At 41.0% G+C, this 18541-nt stretch carries 15 protein-coding genes; 9 read left to right on the plus strand and 6 right to left on the minus strand.

Annotated features, from left to right (window positions below; all coding sequences use genetic code 11):
* Positions 1-80 precede the first annotated feature (80 nt).
* The gene (locus tag EHS11_RS18085) at positions 81-1310 is read left to right on the plus strand and encodes a BaiN/RdsA family NAD(P)/FAD-dependent oxidoreductase (RefSeq protein WP_135765762.1); all 1230 of its coding nucleotides are present in this window, start codon (positions 81-83) and stop codon (positions 1308-1310) included.
* On the opposite strand, the gene EHS11_RS18090 is transcribed toward EHS11_RS18085, so the two are convergent.
* Positions 1303-1767, minus strand: coding sequence for a MaoC family dehydratase (locus EHS11_RS18090; RefSeq protein ID WP_135765763.1), 465 nt, complete (start codon positions 1765-1767; stop codon positions 1303-1305). The genes EHS11_RS18085 and EHS11_RS18090 overlap by 8 nt on opposite strands.
* Before the next feature lie 21 nt (positions 1768-1788).
* Positions 1789-3222 (minus strand): pyruvate kinase, encoded by a 1434-nt coding sequence (gene pyk, locus EHS11_RS18095; RefSeq protein WP_135765764.1) that lies wholly within the window; start codon positions 3220-3222, stop codon positions 1789-1791.
* A gap of 90 nt (positions 3223-3312) precedes the next feature.
* Here pyk and EHS11_RS18100 point away from each other — a divergent pair, with 90 nt between their 5' ends.
* Genes EHS11_RS18100 through EHS11_RS18110 form a run of 3 tightly spaced genes read left to right on the plus strand, consistent with a single transcriptional unit; the run spans position 3313 to position 6164 of the window.
* On the plus strand, positions 3313-4212 hold the full coding sequence (locus tag EHS11_RS18100; protein ID WP_135765765.1) for a histone deacetylase family protein: 900 nt from the start codon (positions 3313-3315) through the stop codon (positions 4210-4212).
* On the plus strand, positions 4212-5039 hold the full coding sequence (locus tag EHS11_RS18105; RefSeq protein ID WP_135765766.1) for a hypothetical protein: 828 nt from the start codon (positions 4212-4214) through the stop codon (positions 5037-5039). The genes EHS11_RS18100 and EHS11_RS18105 overlap by 1 nt, the downstream gene beginning before the upstream one ends.
* Before the next feature lie 12 nt (positions 5040-5051).
* The gene (locus EHS11_RS18110) at positions 5052-6164 is read left to right on the plus strand and encodes a SpoIIE family protein phosphatase (protein WP_135765767.1); all 1113 of its coding nucleotides are present in this window, start codon (positions 5052-5054) and stop codon (positions 6162-6164) included.
* Here the strand turns inward: EHS11_RS18110 and EHS11_RS18115 are convergent.
* From EHS11_RS18115 to EHS11_RS18130, 3 genes are all read right to left on the minus strand, one after another.
* Positions 6121-7752 (minus strand): dolichyl-phosphate-mannose--protein mannosyltransferase, encoded by a 1632-nt coding sequence (locus tag EHS11_RS18115; protein ID WP_135765768.1) that lies wholly within the window; start codon positions 7750-7752, stop codon positions 6121-6123. The genes EHS11_RS18110 and EHS11_RS18115 overlap by 44 nt on opposite strands.
* 1819 nt (positions 7753-9571) lie before the next feature.
* Positions 9572-10051 carry a putative lipoprotein gene (locus EHS11_RS18125; RefSeq protein WP_135765770.1) on the minus strand — a complete coding sequence of 160 codons (480 nt, stop codon included), beginning with the start codon at positions 10049-10051 and terminating at the stop codon, positions 9572-9574.
* Between the two features lie 74 nt (positions 10052-10125).
* Positions 10126-12018: a glycoside hydrolase family 36 protein gene (locus EHS11_RS18130; RefSeq protein WP_135765771.1), complete on the minus strand. Its 1893-nt coding sequence runs from the start codon at positions 12016-12018 to the stop codon at positions 10126-10128.
* 54 nt (positions 12019-12072) lie between these two features.
* On the opposite strand from EHS11_RS18130, the gene EHS11_RS18135 reads away from it, so the two are divergent.
* The 5 genes from EHS11_RS18135 to EHS11_RS18155 all read left to right on the plus strand — a co-directional run bounded on the left by EHS11_RS18135 (position 12073) and on the right by EHS11_RS18155 (position 17554).
* On the plus strand, positions 12073-12711 hold the full coding sequence (locus EHS11_RS18135; RefSeq protein ID WP_109020498.1) for a ribonuclease D: 639 nt from the start codon (positions 12073-12075) through the stop codon (positions 12709-12711).
* Positions 12711-14084, plus strand: a complete 1374-nt coding sequence (radA, locus tag EHS11_RS18140) for a DNA repair protein RadA (RefSeq protein WP_135765772.1) — start codon at positions 12711-12713, stop codon at positions 14082-14084. Before EHS11_RS18135 ends, radA begins: the two co-directional genes overlap by 1 nt.
* A 301-nt stretch (positions 14085-14385) precedes the next feature.
* The gene (locus EHS11_RS18145; protein ID WP_135765773.1) at positions 14386-15297 is read left to right on the plus strand and encodes an esterase/lipase family protein; all 912 of its coding nucleotides are present in this window, start codon (positions 14386-14388) and stop codon (positions 15295-15297) included.
* A 238-nt stretch (positions 15298-15535) separates the two neighbouring features.
* Positions 15536-16447 (plus strand): esterase/lipase family protein, encoded by a 912-nt coding sequence (locus tag EHS11_RS18150; RefSeq protein ID WP_135765774.1) that lies wholly within the window; start codon positions 15536-15538, stop codon positions 16445-16447.
* Between the two features lie 78 nt (positions 16448-16525).
* A complete protein-coding gene (locus EHS11_RS18155; protein ID WP_135765775.1) occupies positions 16526-17554 on the plus strand; it encodes a lipase secretion chaperone in 1029 nt (342 codons plus the stop codon).
* Here the strand turns inward: EHS11_RS18155 and EHS11_RS18160 are convergent.
* The gene (locus EHS11_RS18160; RefSeq protein ID WP_135765776.1) at positions 17551-18516 is read right to left on the minus strand and encodes a putative glycoside hydrolase; all 966 of its coding nucleotides are present in this window, start codon (positions 18514-18516) and stop codon (positions 17551-17553) included. The two genes, EHS11_RS18155 and EHS11_RS18160, sit on opposite strands and share 4 nt — an antisense overlap.
* Between the last annotated feature and the right edge of the window lie 25 nt (positions 18517-18541).

Below are 18541 nucleotides of genomic sequence, written 5' to 3' on the forward strand. Positions count from 1 at the left end.
AACCATTTTTTTTCTCTTTTTTCCATGGAAAATTTCATTAAAGAATATTCTTTATACTGATTTTTTCGAATATGTAACGGATGATCCGTTTGGCAGTATTAGGTGGTGGCGCGGCCGGTTGTTTTGCCGCAATCCAATCAAAAGAATTGGGAAAAGAAAATATTCAAATCACTATCTATGAAAAATCAAAAGAACCTCTTTCTAAGGTAAGAATTTCCGGAGGAGGAAGATGCAATGTAACCCATCATCTTTTCGAACCGGAGACATTGTCCAAACGTTATCCGAGAGGAGAGAAGGAACTTCGTTGGGCATTCGAAAGTTTCGGGCCCGAGGATACGATTGATTGGTTTCGAAAAAGAGGAGTGGATTTGAAAACGGAAGCCGACGGAAGGATGTTTCCCGTCACAGATGATTCCGAAGCCATCATAGATTGTTTTTTGGAAGAGATCGGAAAAAAAAATATACATTTGAATCTGGAGTTAGGTGTTAGTTCCGTTTTTTTGGAACCCGATCCGAAGAAAGGCAGATTCCGGTTGCTTTTGGATAATGAACAGGAAGTGTATTACGATTCCATTCTGATCGCCACAGGATCCAATCGGAAGGTATGGGGTTGGATGGAGGCATTGGGCCATCGACTCATAGCACCGGTTCCTTCTCTTTTTACATTGGCATTGGAAAATACAAACATTATGGAACTCACAGGGCTTTCCGTCACTGAGGCAAACATTCGCATTTTGCCAAAAGGAAAACCGCAATCGGGACCTCTTCTCATCACTCATTGGGGGCTCAGCGGACCCGCAGCGCTTCGGTTGTCCGCTTGGGAAGCAAGAACATTTGCTGAAACGGATTACAAAGCAAACTTGGAAGTGAATTGGATCGGGTCTATAACCTTCATGGAGTTAGAAGAACTTTTTCTGGATTACAAATCAGTTCATAAAGCGGTGAAAATGATAAACAAAAGATTGGATTCCATCCCTGGTCGGCTTTGGGAATGGTTTTTACTTCAGGCAAAAATCTCCACCGACAAACGTTGGTCAGATATTTCCAAACAAGAAATCCGTTCTTTGGCGGACATCATCACCCGTTCCAAATTTCAAATGAAAGCCAAAGGAGTTTTCAAAGAAGAATTTGTAACTGCGGGAGGAATTTCCAGAAAGGACATAGATTTTTCAACTATGCAAAGTAAGGTGATACCGGGACTTTACTTTGCAGGAGAAGTGATCGATGTGGACGGGATCACCGGAGGGTTTAATTTTCAAAATGCATGGACGACCGCAACGATCGCCGCAAGATCCATTTCCGTCAGTTAAACTGATAAAGGTAGACTACTTCTCCCACCATAGCCGCTTTACTCGCGCCTTCCACTTCAAAACTCAGCTTCAATGTCATACGGGCAGTGCCTCTCAGATCTTTCAGTTCCGTTAGTTCCGCACGCAGTTTCAATTTGGAACCTACTTTGACAGGATCGAGAAACCTTAGTTTTTCAATTCCGTAATTGATTCCCATTTTGATATTTTTCAGCTCAAAAATCTGAGACAATAAAAAGGGAGCCATCGACAAAGTGAGATATCCGTGCGCAATCGTTGTGCCGAAAGGGGATTCTTTTGCCGCACGATCGGGATCGGTATGAATCCATTGATGGTCCAAGGTAGCATTTGCAAAAAGATTGATTTGTTCCTGAGTGATTTCATGAACCTCGGAGACTCCCAATTCCTTTCCTACATACGCTTCCAATTCCGAATAACTGGAGAGAACTAATTTTGCCATATCTATATCCTTGTATTTTTGTTATTTGATTTTATGTATCTGAATGAAGTCTACCGTTTGTGCCACGCTTCCCGGTGCTCCCGATAGAATCACTACGGTATCGCCTGATGCAAGTTTGCCTTCCTGCTTCAATGTTTTGCTCATAAAAGCAATCATATCCGGAAATTTATCCATCATAGGCATCACATAAGGTTCCACTCCCCAATAGAGTTTCATCTTGCGGGAGGTACCGAGAAAAGGTGTAAAGGAATAAATCGGTTTGATCGGGCGAAACTCGGAAGATAGTAGCGAAGAATAACCGGAGCGGGTAAAGTTGATAATTGCTTTTGCATTGATGGAACGCGCAATGGATTCTGCGGCATTTCCTAGTGCGGTTCTTTCCACTTCAATCAAAGAGCGATCCATCTGGCGCAAATGAATCAAATGGATATGGGAATCTTCCGCAGCTTGGATGATCCTTGTCATGGTAGCAACGGCTTCGACAGGATATTTTCCCGAAGCTGTCTCACCGGATAACATCACTGCGTCGGTCCCGTCCATCACCGCATTAGCGACGTCACTTGCTTCCGCGCGGGTGGGTCTGGGATTGTCGATCATAGTCTCTAACATTTGTGTGGCGGTGATGACCGGTTTCCCCTTTTGGTTCATTTTTGTAATTGTTTCTTTTTGAATGATGGGAACATACTGGCTGTCCAATTCCACGCCTAAATCACCTCGAGCGATCATCACACCGTCACAAATATCTATGATTTCTTCAATATTTTGAATGGCTTCGGGTCTTTCCAGTTTTGCAATCAGACCTGCAAAACTATCTTTCATGAATTGACGCGCAAATTCCAGATCGGAAGCTCGTCTAACAAAAGAAAGTGCAATGTAATCCACACCTAAGCTGAGAGCAAATTGCAGGTCTTCAATATCCTTTTCGGAAAGTGCGGGAGCGGAAATAGGCGTTCCGGGAAGATTGATTCCTTTATTGTCTTTGAGAATTCCGCCGATTACCGTTTCCAAGACGGCTTTTTCCTTCGTTTTGGATTTAACAACAAACGAGAGTTTGCCGTCGTCCACAAGTAATCTGTGTCCTACTTCTATATCGTTCAGAATATACTGATAGGTACAACCGATCTCGTCTTTGTTTCCGATAAAATCCCCATGGTTGTTGATTGAAATGATATCGCCTGTCTTCAACTCAATGGGCCCTGAGAGTTTTCCCGTTCTGATTTTGGGGCCTTGCAAGTCTGCAAGGATGCCTATCGGGGTGCCTGCTTCCTGTTCGCATTCTCTGAGCAGTTCGTAAATTTCTTTATGGTATTCGTGGGTGGCATGAGAGAAATTCATCCGGGCCATATCCATTCCGGAGTAGATGAGATCAAGGATTGTTTCTTTATTTGCGGAAGCGGGTCCGATGGTACAGATGATTTTCGTGCGTTTTAAGGGGAGCTTTCTCTCGATGGGCATGCGTGAATTTTACTATTTTTTGCTAAACCTGCAAGCAAATTGCACGGTTTGGTTTGACTATGTGTTTTTTTCAGGTCAGAATGAATGTTGATGAGTTCCAACGGATTGGCTTTAATTTATCACTCTCAGTACAACCTCGAATTACCCGGACATATTTTTCCGGCACACAAATATTCTCACCTTTACAATCGGGTTAAAAAGGACCCGGTTTACGCCCAGTGGGATATTTTACTCCCCAAGATTGCGGAAGAACATGATTTGGAGTTGGTTCATACCAAAGAATATTTGGACGATTTGTTCAGTTATGATCATACTATACGCACAATGTATTCGGAACTACCACTCAATCGGAGTATTGTGGAAAGTTTCTGCTACGGAGTGGGTGGAACGATTTATGCAATGGAACTTACCAAGAAACACATGTTTGCTTTCAATATGGGCGGAGGTTATCATCATAGTTTTCCAGACAAAGCGGAAGGTTTTTGTTATCTGAATGACATTGCGATTGCGATTAGAAAGTCAAAAGAGACAAACCCGAATGAGAAGGCACTCATCATTGATTTGGATTTACATCAAGGTAACGGTAACTCGTATATTTTTCAATATGATGACAATGTTTACACATTTTCGATGCACCAAGGAAACATTTATCCAAAAAAGGAAAATTCGGATTTTGATATTCATTTGGAACCGGGAACGAAAGATGATCAGTATCTAACATTACTTAAAGATGCATTGATAAAAATTAAAAAAGAATTTGAACCAACTATTATATATTATCTTGCCGGTGCCGATCCCTACGAAGACGATTCTTTGGGAGAATTGAAGCTTACAATGAAAGGTATGAAGGAAAGAGACAGACAAATCCGCCAATTCTCACTGGAGACCGGTGCACCATGTGTAGTCACTCTGGCAGGCGGTTATGCGAGAGATTTCAGAGATACTGTCGAGATTCATTTTAATACCATTTCGGCTTTTGGGGAAAAGTAATGGGCGTATTTTCTTCGACTGACAAAAAAAAAGATGATCCCGAATGGTTGAATCTGGATGAACTTTCGTTAGTTGACGTGTCTCGTGAGCTGAATACATCATTGAATATGGAACCGAGATTATTCAATAGGTTTCGAAAGGAAGAAGTGCAGGAACTTTTATTGGAGTCCGGTTTACTTGAGGCCGTTCAGTCCAGGGGATTTCCAAATTGCATACTCTCTCTTGAAATTTTAAATGATTATGACAACCGAGTATATATCAAGACTGGCAAAGACAAGATCCTGGTTCATATGCGGCTCAAAGTTTCTCAGTTTCATATGAAGGGAGATGACGAACAGTTTCCCATGATTTATATCGATTGGCTCTTGACTCAAAACCTGAACTTTACGGACAACAAGATAAAAAAAGAACTTTATTTCGGGCAGGAATATCCCGGGTTGAATGTTCTAAATGAGATAACAGATTTTATACGGTTACTCTCGCAGAAGCTGGGAACTTCGGGTGCTTTCAATGTTCCCGAGTATTTTCATGATGCGGTGCTTTTTTCCAGAAAATTCAGGTTCATCGATCCGGAAAAAGAGGGAACTTTTCGCGCATTGATCCATTCTTTCAAGGGAATCAATCTTAGACTTCTTTCCTCCCAAATTCACCAAAACAAAGTTTGTTTTGTATCTGGAGAACCTTACGAATGGAAATATGGAGAAATGATCTCTTGCACCGATATTTATTTAGAAAAGAAGGTTTTCCAAGATAGCTATTTTAAAAAAGTTGAAGAAATAAAACAAAAGCTTAGGTTCGTTCTCAAATCTGCGAGCGAGTCTATTTAACATCGATGGAAAATGGCTGATTATACCTTTAAACCTGAAATTCTAATCATAGATGATGACTCTGAGATTTGTGAAACTTTAGAGCTTCTCATCAATGGATTGGGTTATTATGTACGTTATTTTACCAATCCATCCCAAGGTTTGGAATACTTCGAAAGAGAACTGAACCCGATTGTTTTTTTAGATGTGAATATGCCTTTGATTTCGGGTTTGGATGTGCTGCCTAAGATCAAGGCTATTGATTCTAAAACTCAAGTATTGATGATGACCGGGGAAAGAGACATCCAAACCGTCGTATCCTCGTTGTACCATAGAGCTGCCGATTTTATTTTAAAACCTTTCCATCTGAAAGCAGTAGAGGCAGCGATTTCCCGATCTTTTGAATATTATAATCTTTTAAAAGACAAAGAGTCCCAAGACGAAGCGATCACGAGGGACTTGAGACTTGCCGCCCGCATTCAGGTTCGGACTATGAATCTACCCAAACTCAAACACAGAATCTTTGCGGAAGTTTTTCCTATGCGTTATGTTTCCGGGGATTTTTACCAAGTAGTTTCTTTGGATGAAGATAAAACTTTGATCCTTATGGGAGACATCGAAGGTCACGGAGTCACATCAGGTTTGATTGCCATTTTAATGACTACTATCCATCGTGAGATCGCAAGAACCACATCATTGCAGCCCGGTATTCTTTTGGATCGTTTGAATCAGGAACTATGCAGGGAAATAGGAACACATAGTATGACTGCCGTTAGTGTTCTTGTGGATCATTCCAAAAAAACGATCACATACGCGAGAGGCGGACATCCTTTTCCTTTGGTTTTCAAAAAGAATTCTTTGGAAATGGAAATCCTTCAGGAGAATTCAGGACAACTTTTAGGTATCCTGGATTCCATTCAATTTACGGAAAAAACCGTCACAGTGGAAGGTAGTGATATTTTGTTACTGTATTCGGACGGATTGCTTGGCTCTACCTCTCATCCTCTTGTGCAGACTTTGACTCATCTTCCCGGCGGATTGCATAGAATCGAATCCATGCAAAAGGAAATTCGAAACTATATAGATTATCTCATCTCTTCCGCTAAAGCTCAGGATGACATATCCTATTTGCTTCTAGAGATTTAACATACTTTGTATTTGTAATCGTAGCCCTTGTGATAAAGTCTTTGTACCAGATCTTATCCTTGGGTTTACCTTCTGCATAAGCGGTTTGCCACTCCTTTCTCAAATCACCCAAATCTTTCGACTGGTTGTTCTTTTCAGGGAATTCGCAAAGGCTATTTGTAATCCGTTCGGCTTTGAATAGAAAAAAATCAGTTTTAGCATAAAACTTTTTTTCCGTTTTGGGAAGGGTATGAATAAATCCTCTATTTTGTTTGGAATATTCTAATATTAATTGATTTGTTTGTTTTAGAATGATTTCTTTTTCCGGCGAAGTTTTGAAAAGTATAATCGCATTTCCAATTTGCAAGACGAGTGAAAAGACAAGGAGAGGCAGAAAATACACGGAAATGGAATTTATTTCCTTCCAAAGAATCCATGCGATCCATGCAAGAGGAATCCAATAAAATCCCATCAAGTCCCAGTCAGCAGGAAATCCCAGCTGCGGGTTATGGAAAAAACCATGGAGTAAAAATGCGAATGCAGTGACCAATACAAGCTTGTTTTCTTTCTTTCCGAAGATTTCCTTGAACTGATCAGGGTAAAATATCAAAGAAAAAATAAAAATTGAAAAGGGAAGCGATGCATTCCACCAAACAACGAATAATATTTCTTTAAAGTGGTTTACTGAAATCAGTCTTTTCAAAGGATAAAAAGGAGGATGGAGTACATGGCTGCTTTGTCTGTCGATGGTCGGATCGCTAAAGAATAGAAAATACCCGAATCCGATCCCGAGTATAAGGGAGCCGAGTATTGTGCATAATATCAGGTCCTTCCATTTTTTTTCTTTCGGAGAAAGCTCGTACCAAAGATAGAATAATAGCACTGCCAAATAACCTGCAACCAGGTGAAAGTAGATTCCTAGAGAAACCAATATCGTTGCAGTGATTAGGATGTTTCTATAAGGAACATTTTTTTTGATTTGTTTTCTGAGAACGAATATGATTAAAAAGATAATCAAACTAACAAGTGTATAATTTTCGGCATAGCCGAAAAACAATAAAAATCCTCCTGCCCCCAGGAAAATAAAACTACCGAAAGTGGTCCGGGTTCGGGTCATTCTACTAGGTAGATACCATCCAAGTAGACTTAAGATGATCAGTCCGGAAAGACTGGACAGTATACGATAGGAATTTCTAGGATCAGACTCCATTCCGAAAAAGACAAGTAACCTGGATACGAGACTGTGAATTGTGGTTTCTCCGATCTCATCCATCGCCAATTGGAATCCGAAAAGATCCGTTTCCAATGCATTCGTTTCCAAAAGTAAAATTCCGTCTCCCCAGTTCAAATCCGCTAAAGGGAAAACGAGCATCAGTAGAAAATACAGAGCAAAACAAATCGGCAGAAAAGGATATAGAATCTTTGATTCGAATTTATAAATCGGATTTTGTAATTTGTCTTTTTTAATATAAAAGAATATGGTAAAACCTGCAAATACGAGAGAGACAGGGATCAATATATTTGGGCTTAACAGGATGAACCAGGGAGATGTTTTTAACGAACAGGAAAGAATATAAACCAGGTAAGGTAGGATTAGAAAAAAAATCATTTTGTTTCGATGGTCTCTTGGAGATAGGATTTGGGTAAATCTTCCCTTGTTACATAGGGAAAAAAACCTTTGCGAATGTTAAAGAAGAATATTTCAGGCAAGCTAAAAAAGACTCCTTCTGCGGCCTGTTTCAATCTTTTCCCTTTGTCCCAAGGAAGATAAAATATTCCTATACCTGTATTTCCTATTCCCCATGTAATATTTGTTAGTCCGTATATGGGGCGAAGTGCAATGGTATCATCTGTGAAAAAAACAAAAGAGGGATCAAAGGAACTTTTCTTATACGTAGAAGAAAAAAATGTCATATCCTCTCCGATATTGGAAAAAAAACCAAGGTCCGCTTCCTTTTTCTTTGCAAGCCGATAGGAAAGAAATTGTTTTGGGTCTTTCGTTTTGTAATTCGATTTTACCTGGTGGTATGCGATCGCTGGGATAAAGGAAAAAGAATTCGTTTTTTCGGAAACGGTTCCGCCTAATTTTTCCTTCCTGGTTTCCGGATCCGGATAAAAAATATTAAGATAACGGAACAATTCATTTGTACAATTTTTATAAATCAGATGATAGGAATAGATATCCGAAACCAATTTTTCGTAATGATCCGATCTTGTTTGATACGTTAGCAATTGACGGGAGTCGTCCGCTCGAAACGCATCTGTCAAAAGAATTTTAATCTTGGCACCGGCTTTGGGATAGATGTCCATATCGGCAAATTCCAGATTTTCAGAATATATGGAATGTACTTTGCTGCCTACGGTTTCCCAATCTTGGAAGGAAGTGGGATCATAGAACGAAAAAAATCTAATCTTTGTCAGTTGAAAAAGTTCGAGGGCTTCTTCTTTTTTTTTCGCCCAAACTTCTTTGGGAATTTCCAGATCGGTTATCTCTCTGTAAAATAGACTCTTTTTTGTTTTTTTAGGGATTACGAAATACCCGGACGAAAGAGAGAGTTCTATACTTTGCAGTCGAATGAGCGTTAGTATTTCTTCCCAGCCCGCGCAAAGATCGGATCCCAAACAGTATGCAAGTTCCGATTCGAGATTTCCCAAATAGGACTTGAGTTTTGTTCTTTCTTCTTCAGTTAGCTGAAACCCGTTTCCAAAATCCAGTTTGATAAACTGTTCTAAGTTAGGTGTTATTTTTTTTATTTGAAATCTACGGACAAATTCTTTTTGTTTTTTTTCCTCCCATCGGGTGACGGAAGATACATATCTGGGAGGAGGGGAAAGAGACAATACTCCTGGATCTTTTTCCCATTCGTTCGGTTTCTGATTTGATTCAGCCTCGGCAATAGGAGAATTAGAATGACCTTCCTGCACGTTCGGTAAACTTTCGTTCAGTGCATTTTCTTTCCAATATCCGAGTCCCGGTACTTCCCATTCCAAAACATTATCTTTGGCTTCTTCGATTTTTTTAAAGAACAAGGCTTCTTTTTTTCTTTCTTCCCTGTTCTCGATCCATTTTCTTTGAATAATATAAATTCCATTCCATTTGATTTTCAGATCTTCTTTTGTCATGTCGGACAAATCAAGAGGGATCAGATCAATGGATCTGTTTTCCCAAACGGAATAATGAAATCGAAATACTTCCCAGGGTTCTCTGACGATATGAAAGACTTTGTCTTCGGAATCATATTGCAGATGATAGAGTTTGTCTCCGACGAGAAGTCCAGAGTGTCCTCCGCTGGACCCGCCCGTATTTGCATTTACATAAACAAATTGGATTGTTTCGTTCGGAGAAGGTGGCGGAATTTCTTCGGATGCGCGGACTTGAAGAAAACCGCAAAATAAAAGTAAGGCGGCAGAATGCCGCCAAAATCTTTTTAGCGGACGGATTGGTAACCTTCTTTCAATAAGGAAGCCATTTGTTTGTGATTGAGAGAGACTTTGGAAGTGATTTCTTCCAATTCGGAATAGCTGGCACCTGCAGCGCGAATCCCTTGTCCCATCGCAATATAAGTGGCCGGATGATTTTTCCAATGAACTAACCCGTGTTCTTTTGCAATCGCATCCAAATCATTTTCCAGGTCTTTCCGGGAGTTCGGGTGATTGTGGTACAAAACAAGAGCTGATTTTACATCTTCTCTGTATTCTCTTAAAGCTTCTTCTTTTCCGCCTGAGGACGAACCGGAAAGCGAAGTTACACTTGTGCTAAGCATTTTGAATAAACTGGAAGTTGAATCCGATATGGAAAACCCTACTCGTCCGCTAATACCGGATGCGGAATCTAAAAAAGAGCATTGCGACGTTAGAACCAAGGCAACTAACATGGAAACTATGAGACTGGCTTTGTTTTGAACCATAAAAACCTCTATGAAACGAATATCTCCAATAGCCTAGTTCCCATTTTGCAATGGTCAAGATTTTTTCTTTGTTTTTATATCGAGAGAACTACACTTCCGTAAGCGGGTAATTCCATCTCAATACTATCTTTTTTTGCGGATAATTCCAAATCGACAATGGTTCCAGTCCAATAATCAAGATAGGGTTCTTTGGATTTGATCGTGAAAGGCAGCCGAACCGTTATTTTTTTGGCAATTTCATTCGGATTCCAAATGCCTAAAAAACCAGCAGGGTTGTACATTGCATGGGGGAAATCTTCTTCAAAAATTCCGATCGGAATCGGAGTGTGCGCTTGGCAATCCGCATTCAATTGGAATGCTTTTTTGAGAAGTTGCAACCGGTCCGGTTCCAGTTTTGTCAAATCGTCGGAAACAAGCAACATCCCCCCGGAAATTGCCATGATCGAAGCCATAAGTATGGTCTGGCTTTCGCTCATTTTGTTTTTTTTCTTTCGGACAAGAAGGCAATCCGGATCGTTTAACCAAAGATTGCGATGCATGGAAGCGCGCGTGAGATCGTTTGTAAGTGCAGTTTTTGTGGAGAGTGCGTTTCTATCTTTCAAGAAGATCCGGATTTTTTCCTGATTCCAAGACGGTGTAACGTCGCAGGAAATCCTCATCCCGTCAAAAAATCCTACGGAAGGCAGCATGGGAGCGCCACACCCGAGTAGGAAAGTGTTTTTACCTACGGTTTTTCGGATCAACTGCAAAGCTTCCATATAACGGCCTTGAGGTGACAGATTTTTTTTATAAACTTCACCTGGGAGTAATCCCGCATAGAGAAAATCCAGCTTTAAATAGGAGTAACCCCATTCTTTGACAACAGTGGAAAATACTTTTTCCAAATAGGAAAGAGAAGTAGGGTGCGTAATATCCAATGCATAGGTAGCATCCAGTCCCCATAACGGCTGATAAAGTGCCGGAACCGGTTTTCCATTTTCATCTTTTAAAATCGCTTCGGGGTATTTTCGAAAGAATTCCGATTTTTTCCGAACCAAAAAAGGAGCGAGCCAGATCCCGGGCTTCAATCCCGCACGTTTGATTTCATCCGCAAGGATTCGCATTCCTCCCGGAAATTTATCATTTGGGACAAGCCAATCTCCGATTTCCTTTTGGTATCCGTCGTCAATTTGGAAAAATTCGATCGGCAGATTTTGTTCTCTAACCTTTGCTAGGTTTTCAAGAATATTTTTCTGACTGATTTTTGTATAATAATAATACCAGGAGCACCATCCTGTCGGTACTTTTTTGGGAAATACGGGTGTTCCCAATTTTTCTCCCAATTCCCGGAAATAACCCGCTAGTTTTTTTTCAGGATCTTTTGTGAAAGATTCGATTTTGATTTTGGAAATCGCAAGTTTTGCATTCGGGCGTAAGTCGGGCAAACAGTAAAAATCATAGATAGCCGAAACTTTTTCCATCTCGCCTGAATCAGTTAGACGGACATTGAATTTGATTCCGAACTCTCCCCGATCGAGAGATGCGAATAACAACCCTTGTTTATTGTAATTGGAATACAATAGAGCAAAATATTCCGAAATGTATTCTCCCGGTTTTCCCGCATGTTTGGAATAAATGTTTTCTTGGGAATACTGTAAAAAAGCGAGTCTGGGGGAACGATCTTCTTCGTCCGAATTCATCTTTTTGGAAAGCGACCAGGATTGGTATCCGTGTTGGAATAATTGAAATCCGTTTCCATCCGGGCGTGCATCCAGGTCCAACTCCAGAAAATCAATGGAAAATCCAACTTCGGGCCTAGTCGATTCCCTCCATATCAGCTTGGGGGAAAGTATGTTTTCCGCCTTACTTATGGAAGTGGAAACAATTTGAAGCTCGAACTTTTTACATTCGCTGATGAATAAGCCGGGTTTTGCAGGAAGAAAGGAAGATAAGGTGATGGAATCGTAAACTCTGTATTGAATTTTCATTTAGGAAAAATCTATTTGATGATTTAGATGGGACTGAATCTATAGTAAGCCATTATGACCCAAAAACGTTCAAGTATAAAACCGGTAGTCTTTCAAGGTGACTTAAGCGACGAGTTTTTCGATGCTTTCAAAAAAGACGATCGGTTGGCGGTCGACTGTGAGATGATGGGATTGAATCCTAGACGCGACAGACTTTGCGTCGTGCAAATCGGAGACTCTAAAAATAGAGTCGCCCTTGTTCAGATTCTTCCCGGCCAAAAAGACGCACCTAAAATCCAAAAATTATTCGAATCCAAAGACATTGTCAAAGTTTTTCATTTTGCACGTATGGATCTTACTTTTCTCCGCGCCCGCCTGGGGATCAAAGTACAAAGCGTATTCTGTACGAAGATAGGAAGCAAACTTGCCCGTACTTATACCGACAAACACGGATTAAAAGAACTCATTCGGGAGTTTTTCGAAGAAAACATAGATAAAAAAAATCAATCTTCCGACTGGGGCAAAAAAATCCTTACAAAAGATCAGGTGGATTATGCTTCTACGGATGTTCGGTTTTTAATTTCTTTGGAACAGATTCTCACGGAGATGATGATCCGTGAAAACCGATTCGAAATTGCCCAGAAATGTTTTAACTTTTTGGAAACCCAGGTAGAACTGGATTTGCTCGAAGTTCCCAATTTATTCGAACATTGATGGCAAAAAAGCCCCCCGCAAAAATTTTCATCTGCAAGTCCTGCGGAGCCCAGTCCCAAAGATGGGCGGGAAAATGTTCCGACTGCGGAGAATGGAATAGTATTGAAGAACTGACAGGAAACGGCGGAGCGAGATTTGAAGCTCCCGTAGCCGTAAGGCCACATGATAGACGTTATGCGGTTCCGGTTCCCATCACTCAAGTCGAAGAATCCAAATGGGATCGGATTTCCACAGGCATTTCCGAGATTGATCTTGTACTCGGAGGAGGGATCGTTCCGGGAAGTCTCATTCTCATCGGAGGAGAACCGGGAGTAGGCAAGTCCACACTTGTACTTGAGATGGCCCGGGAGATTGTGCGTGCGGGAAAGGTTCTTTATATTTCAGGAGAAGAGTCTGCTGCACAAATTGCACTTCGTGCAAAACGAATGGGGATTGAAGATAAAAATTTACTTCTTTCTTCGGAGATTTATGCGGAAAACATTTCCGCAATGCTTACGGATACAAATCCTGTGGTTCTGTTTGTAGATTCCATCCAGACGATTTTAAAAGAAAATCTTGTAAACCAAGCGGGCACAGTCACACAACTGCGCGAGTCGACACAAGTGTTTTTGGAAACGGCAAAACGTACGGGCATTCCCATTTTTCTTACCGGCCATATCACAAAAGAAGGACTGATCGCAGGTCCCAAAGTATTGGAACATTTGGTAGATACCGTTTTGTACTTTGAAGGAGATCGTGTGAACTACTACCGTATCCTTCGTGCTGTGAAAAACCGCTTCGGTGCCGTCGGTGACACTGCTATCTTTGAAATGGTGGCTGGTGGTTTGAAACAAGTCACGGATCGGAACAGTTTGTTTGTTACTTCCCATTCGGAAGAAAGATCGGGGAGTGTGATCTCATCCGTGATGGAAGGTTCCCGAGCGATTGCGGTGGAAGTTCAAGCACTTGTCACCAAATCTTCGTTTGGTCAGGCAAGAAGGATGGCGGAAGGGTTGGACAACCGAAGGGTGATTTTACTTGCCGCAGTATTGGAAAAGTATTTGGGACTTGCGCTTTCCCAATCGGATATTTTCAGTAACCTTGCCGGCGGCCTTACCATCGACGAACCGAGTTTGGATTTGGCAATTGCAGTCGCAATCGGTTCTTCCTTCAAGGAACGAGTTGCACCACGTAACACCGCTTATCTGGGAGAAGTGGGTCTTTCGGGAGAAGTTCGTCCTATCGGACAAATGGCACTTCGATTGAAGGCACTTGCCGGGGTGGGAATCGAGTCGGTTGTCATACCTTCCGGAAACAAAGAGGAGGCCCTCTCTTTTTTCCCAACAAACAATATAAAGGCGATAGGTCATTTGAAAGATTTGGGGGATTGGTAAAATTTCATAAAAGCGATTTCCGCTATTTTTGACTCGGTTTGATTTTTTTAAACTCTTCTCTCCTTATTGCATTTGCTTCCAAGAACATAGATCAACGAAAGATTAATAGACAGGTGTCGACTTGTTTGCTGAATGTTTGCACATTTTGTTCTGAGTGAATGTCGTTCTCTTGTCATTTCACTCTCAAAATTTTCGATTTTGTGATATTTTGAAAAATCTTACAAATTTTATCAAATTTATTGACAGGAATTTACATCATTGTCACATATTTGACAACTGAAAGGTAAAGGAACAGGACCATATGAAAACAAAATTAGTTACGGGGATTTTTGCCCTCCTTCTCGCTATCCCATCATCAGGATTATTTGCAGGTCCATTGGACGGTCAGTGTATCGCACTCGTTCACGGAATCTTAGGATTCGATGACACAAAAGGACTCGCTGCCGGCTTAGTAAAATACTGGGGTGGACTAGACGGTTATCTAAGAACCCAAGGTGCAAAAGTAACTACTCCGGGAAGTTCCGCAGCCAACAGCATTCCTGTTCGTGCCGATCAAATAAAAACAGCTGTTACATCTTGGATGACTTCCAACGGTTGTGCCAAAGTTCAGTTGGTCGGACATTCTCAAGGTGGACTTGTTGTCCGTTATATGGTTAAGAACTTAGGTTTTAATACCAAAACAGCTACCGTAACGACTGTTGATTCTCTTCATAAAGGTGCTCCTCTCGCTGACATCGTTCTAGCTGTGATTCCTTCCTGGTTGCAACCTTTTGCAAACTCAGCACTCAGTTTGCTTGCAAAATTGGTTTATCGTGACGGTCGTCCTCAAGACGTGATCGCTATGGGTAAATCTTTGACTGTAAGTTATGTAAATAGTTTCAATACTACTACACCTAACGTTTCAGGAATGAAATACTATTCTTATGGAAACTCTATGGCTTGGGCCGATTTGATTCAACACCCTCTTATGGCACTGACTCACCCGATCACTTGGGCAGGAGGATTGTACTACGGATTGGGCGGATCAAATGACGGAGTGGTTCCATTGACTTCACAAAAATGGGGAACTTACAAAGGTGAAGCACCTTCTTATTGGTTTGCAACAGGTATCGACCATTTGCAAGCAACTAACTTCGAATGGAGTGGTCAAACTTACTTCGATGTGAACGGTTGGTATTTGAACATTGCGAAGAACGCAAAAGCGGCTCTTTAATCACTTATAAAATAGAAATTGGATTAAGAAAGATAAGGTTGTGCTGCAGAGCATGACCTTTTTTGTTTATACTGTTGCAGATAGCGCAAGTTATACTGTTGGATACAAAATGAACGGTAATATAGATTCGATTTTGTGATATTTTGAAAAATCTTACAAATTTTATCAAATTTATTGACAGGAATTTACATCATTGTCACATATTTGCCAACTTGAAAAGGTAAAGGAATAGAAACATATGAAAGCAAAATTAGTTACGGGGATTTTTGCCCTCCTTCTCGCTATCCCATCATCAGGATTATTTGCAGGTCCATTGGACGGTCAGTGTATCGCACTCGTTCACGGAATCTTAGGATTCGATGACACAAAAGGACTCGCTGCCGGCTTAGTAAAATACTGGGGTGGACTAGACGGTTATCTAAGAACCCAAGGTGCAAAAGTAACTACTCCGGGAAGTTCCGCAGCCAACAGCATTCCTGTTCGCGCCGATCAAATTCAGTCTGCTGTAACTTCCTGGATGAGCTCCAACGGTTGTACCAAAGTTCAGTTGGTCGGACATTCTCAAGGCGGACTTGTTGTTCGATATATGGTTAAGAACCTGAACTTCGCTAGTAAAACTGCAACCGTAACGACTGTTGATTCCCTTCATAAAGGTGCTCCTCTCGCTGACATCGTTCTAGCTGTGATTCCTTCCTGGTTGGAACCTTTTGCAAACTCAGCACTCAGCTTGCTTGCTACACTACTTTATCGTGACGGTCGTCCTCAAGACGTGATCGCTATGGGTCAATCTTTGACTGTAAGTTATGTAAATAGTTTCAATAATACTACACCTAACGTTTCAGGAATGAAATACTATTCTTATGGAAATTCTATGGCTTGGGCCGATTTGATTCAACATCCTCTTATGGCACTGACTCACCCGATCACTTGGGCAGGAGGATTGTACTACGGATTGGGCGGATCAAATGACGGAGTGGTTCCATTGACTTCACAAAAATGGGGAACTTACAAAGGTGAAGCACCTTCTTATTGGTTTGCAACAGGTATCGACCATTTGCAAGCAACTAACTTCGAATGGAGTGGTCAAACTTACTTCGATGTGAACGGTTGGTATTTGAACATTGCGAAGAACGCAAAAGCGGCTCTTTAATCACTTATAAAAAGATTGGATTAGAAAGATAAGGTTGTGCTGCAATAGAGCATGGCCTTTTTTATTTAGAAAGGATATATGGATAAAAAAAATATTTTCATCATCAGTGGGCTCGCGCTAGTACTAGTCATTTCCGTTTTTTTTCTAACTAAAAAATTAAGCACTTCCAAGGATAGTGCTAGTTATACGGAATCAGGCGGCGCGGATGGCAGTTCCGATCCGAATTTGAATCCATTGGGGAATTCTTCCCAGTTTTGGGACGAAGCACTTTCTCCTTTTCGGGATGAAGAGAGAAAAAGTTATCTGGAACTCATTGGAGATCTTCAAGCCGGAAAAATCAACTTTGTTTGGGAAATTTGGGCTCTTAGGCGCAAATGTGATCCCAGCTATAAAGCGGAACAATGCAACGCTACTTTACTTGCTTATATAGATGCCAATTATGAAAGTCCGGACAAGGAAAAAATAAAAGATTTATTTGAAAGTTATTTTAAATATGAAACTGCAATCCACCAGTTGGAAATTCCCGCAAGCACCAGTTTCGAAGATAAATATGAAATTCTAAAGACAAAGAGAAAACAAGTATTAGGTGACGAAAAGGAAGAGCTGATTTTCGGTATGGAAGAGGCACAGGTTCAGTTTATGGAAGGTTCCAGAAACTTTATCGTTTCTTCTAAAAACATGAGTGCCGAAGATCGGGTTCGTAAATACCAGGATCTCAAAAAGAAAACTTACGGTTCTTATTATGAATCTGTGGTCGGTAGAGAGGATAAATTTGACCACTACCAGACGGAAATAGAACTGAGAGAAAAAGAATTTGCCGGACTGAATGCGGAAGAAAAGGAAAAAAAACTAGCGACTCTTGAGACCAAATATTTTGGAAAAGAAAGAGCTGCGGCTATGGCAAAAGTTCGTAAAGAAGAAGCGGATGAAAAACATAGAATCTCCGATTATGAAAAACAGGAAAAAGAATTTCTTTCTCAAAACTCCGGCTTAAGTACTTCCGAGAAGGAGAAAAAACTGAAAGAACTCAGAGTGAAAATTTTGGGTGAAGAGGAAGCGGACGCATACGCCCGCCGTGCTCAATTGGAAAAAGAAACCGACAATTAAGGTGCTAAAGGTTTGGATCTATCCAAATCTTTTTCTTTTTTATATTCTTCGAAAGCTTCGAGAGTGTCGGCATAATCGTTGCCGGCATTCCATACGATAAACCCGTTTCCTTTCGAATCTTTTGCACCTAACATCTGTACTTTGATATAGTCCTGATAGGAAAGTCTGCTCGGTCCGATCATCATTTTAAATCCTTGGACCCATGCGATGGCGCGAGTTCCCGGTTTGGCTCTTTCCACTGTAAAGTCCAATCCGTCTTTGATCGTTCCGTAAGGATCGGCGACTCTTTTGGTCAGCCCGTAAAAATGAGATGGATAAAGCATGGGATAGAGTCCGTCTAATTTTTCACTGAACGGCTCGACCTTTTGGCCGATTACATCGTTTTCAATGAAAGGGACTCTCCCGAAAATATCCGCACTCCAGGTCACATCCGATCCGCAGACATCCTTTGTTTTTTCTTTATGATCCGAGATGATGGAAAGAATACTATCGTATCTTTTCTCGTAACTCATGCTGAAATTCGTTCCTCCGTCCGCATAACGAATGTAATCCAACTGAATCTCTTTGAATCCGGCAAGGCAAGCTGTACGAATTGCTTTTTGGATGGATAACATCAGGTTTGGTGGAGGTGATTTTTCAATCAGCCCTCCTTCAAAATTCACCACCCGTGCAATCGGATAGATCCCGCGTGACTTCAAGTCATCTACTTGCTCTTTGGTAGGTGCAACAGGTTGGATGTCGAGGACTGCCGCATTCATTCCACTTTCTTGCATGGCGGCAAAAAGTACGTTCCAAAACTTTTTATCACGAATCGTTTTCGTATTAATATACAATCCTTCGATAAACGGAGGTGCTTCCCCCGAATAGGACTTTGCATTTTTGGCATCTTGTGATCCGATCGTAGAACAAAAATTGATTACGATGGAAGTGAATACTAGTAATATAGGAATCAGAAATTTCATTGGCTGTTTTTTTAGTCAGTTTTAA

The sequence above is a fragment of the Leptospira ilyithenensis genome, from assembly GCF_004771005.1.
GTDB lineage: Bacteria > Spirochaetota > Leptospiria > Leptospirales > Leptospiraceae > Leptospira_A > Leptospira_A ilyithenensis.

Coding starts and splice junctions, on each gene's coding strand:
- EHS11_RS18085 (WP_135765762.1), top strand. CDS start 81: ATGATCCGTTTGGCAGTATTAGGTGGTGGCGCGGCCGGTTGTTTTGCC.
- EHS11_RS18090 (WP_135765763.1), bottom strand. CDS start 1,767: ATGGCAAAATTAGTTCTCTCCAGTTATTCGGAATTGGAAGCGTATGTA.
- pyk (WP_135765764.1), bottom strand. CDS start 3,222: ATGCCCATCGAGAGAAAGCTCCCCTTAAAACGCACGAAAATCATCTGT.
- EHS11_RS18100 (WP_135765765.1), top strand. CDS start 3,313: ATGAGTTCCAACGGATTGGCTTTAATTTATCACTCTCAGTACAACCTC.
- EHS11_RS18105 (WP_135765766.1), top strand. CDS start 4,212: ATGGGCGTATTTTCTTCGACTGACAAAAAAAAAGATGATCCCGAATGG.
- EHS11_RS18110 (WP_135765767.1), top strand. CDS start 5,052: ATGGCTGATTATACCTTTAAACCTGAAATTCTAATCATAGATGATGAC.
- EHS11_RS18115 (WP_135765768.1), bottom strand. CDS start 7,752: ATGATTTTTTTTCTAATCCTACCTTACCTGGTTTATATTCTTTCCTGT.
- EHS11_RS18125 (WP_135765770.1), bottom strand. CDS start 10,051: ATGGTTCAAAACAAAGCCAGTCTCATAGTTTCCATGTTAGTTGCCTTG.
- EHS11_RS18130 (WP_135765771.1), bottom strand. CDS start 12,018: ATGAAAATTCAATACAGAGTTTACGATTCCATCACCTTATCTTCCTTT.
- EHS11_RS18135 (WP_109020498.1), top strand. CDS start 12,073: ATGACCCAAAAACGTTCAAGTATAAAACCGGTAGTCTTTCAAGGTGAC.
- radA (WP_135765772.1), top strand. CDS start 12,711: ATGGCAAAAAAGCCCCCCGCAAAAATTTTCATCTGCAAGTCCTGCGGA.
- EHS11_RS18145 (WP_135765773.1), top strand. CDS start 14,386: ATGAAAACAAAATTAGTTACGGGGATTTTTGCCCTCCTTCTCGCTATC.
- EHS11_RS18150 (WP_135765774.1), top strand. CDS start 15,536: ATGAAAGCAAAATTAGTTACGGGGATTTTTGCCCTCCTTCTCGCTATC.
- EHS11_RS18155 (WP_135765775.1), top strand. CDS start 16,526: ATGGATAAAAAAAATATTTTCATCATCAGTGGGCTCGCGCTAGTACTA.
- EHS11_RS18160 (WP_135765776.1), bottom strand. CDS start 18,516: ATGAAATTTCTGATTCCTATATTACTAGTATTCACTTCCATCGTAATC.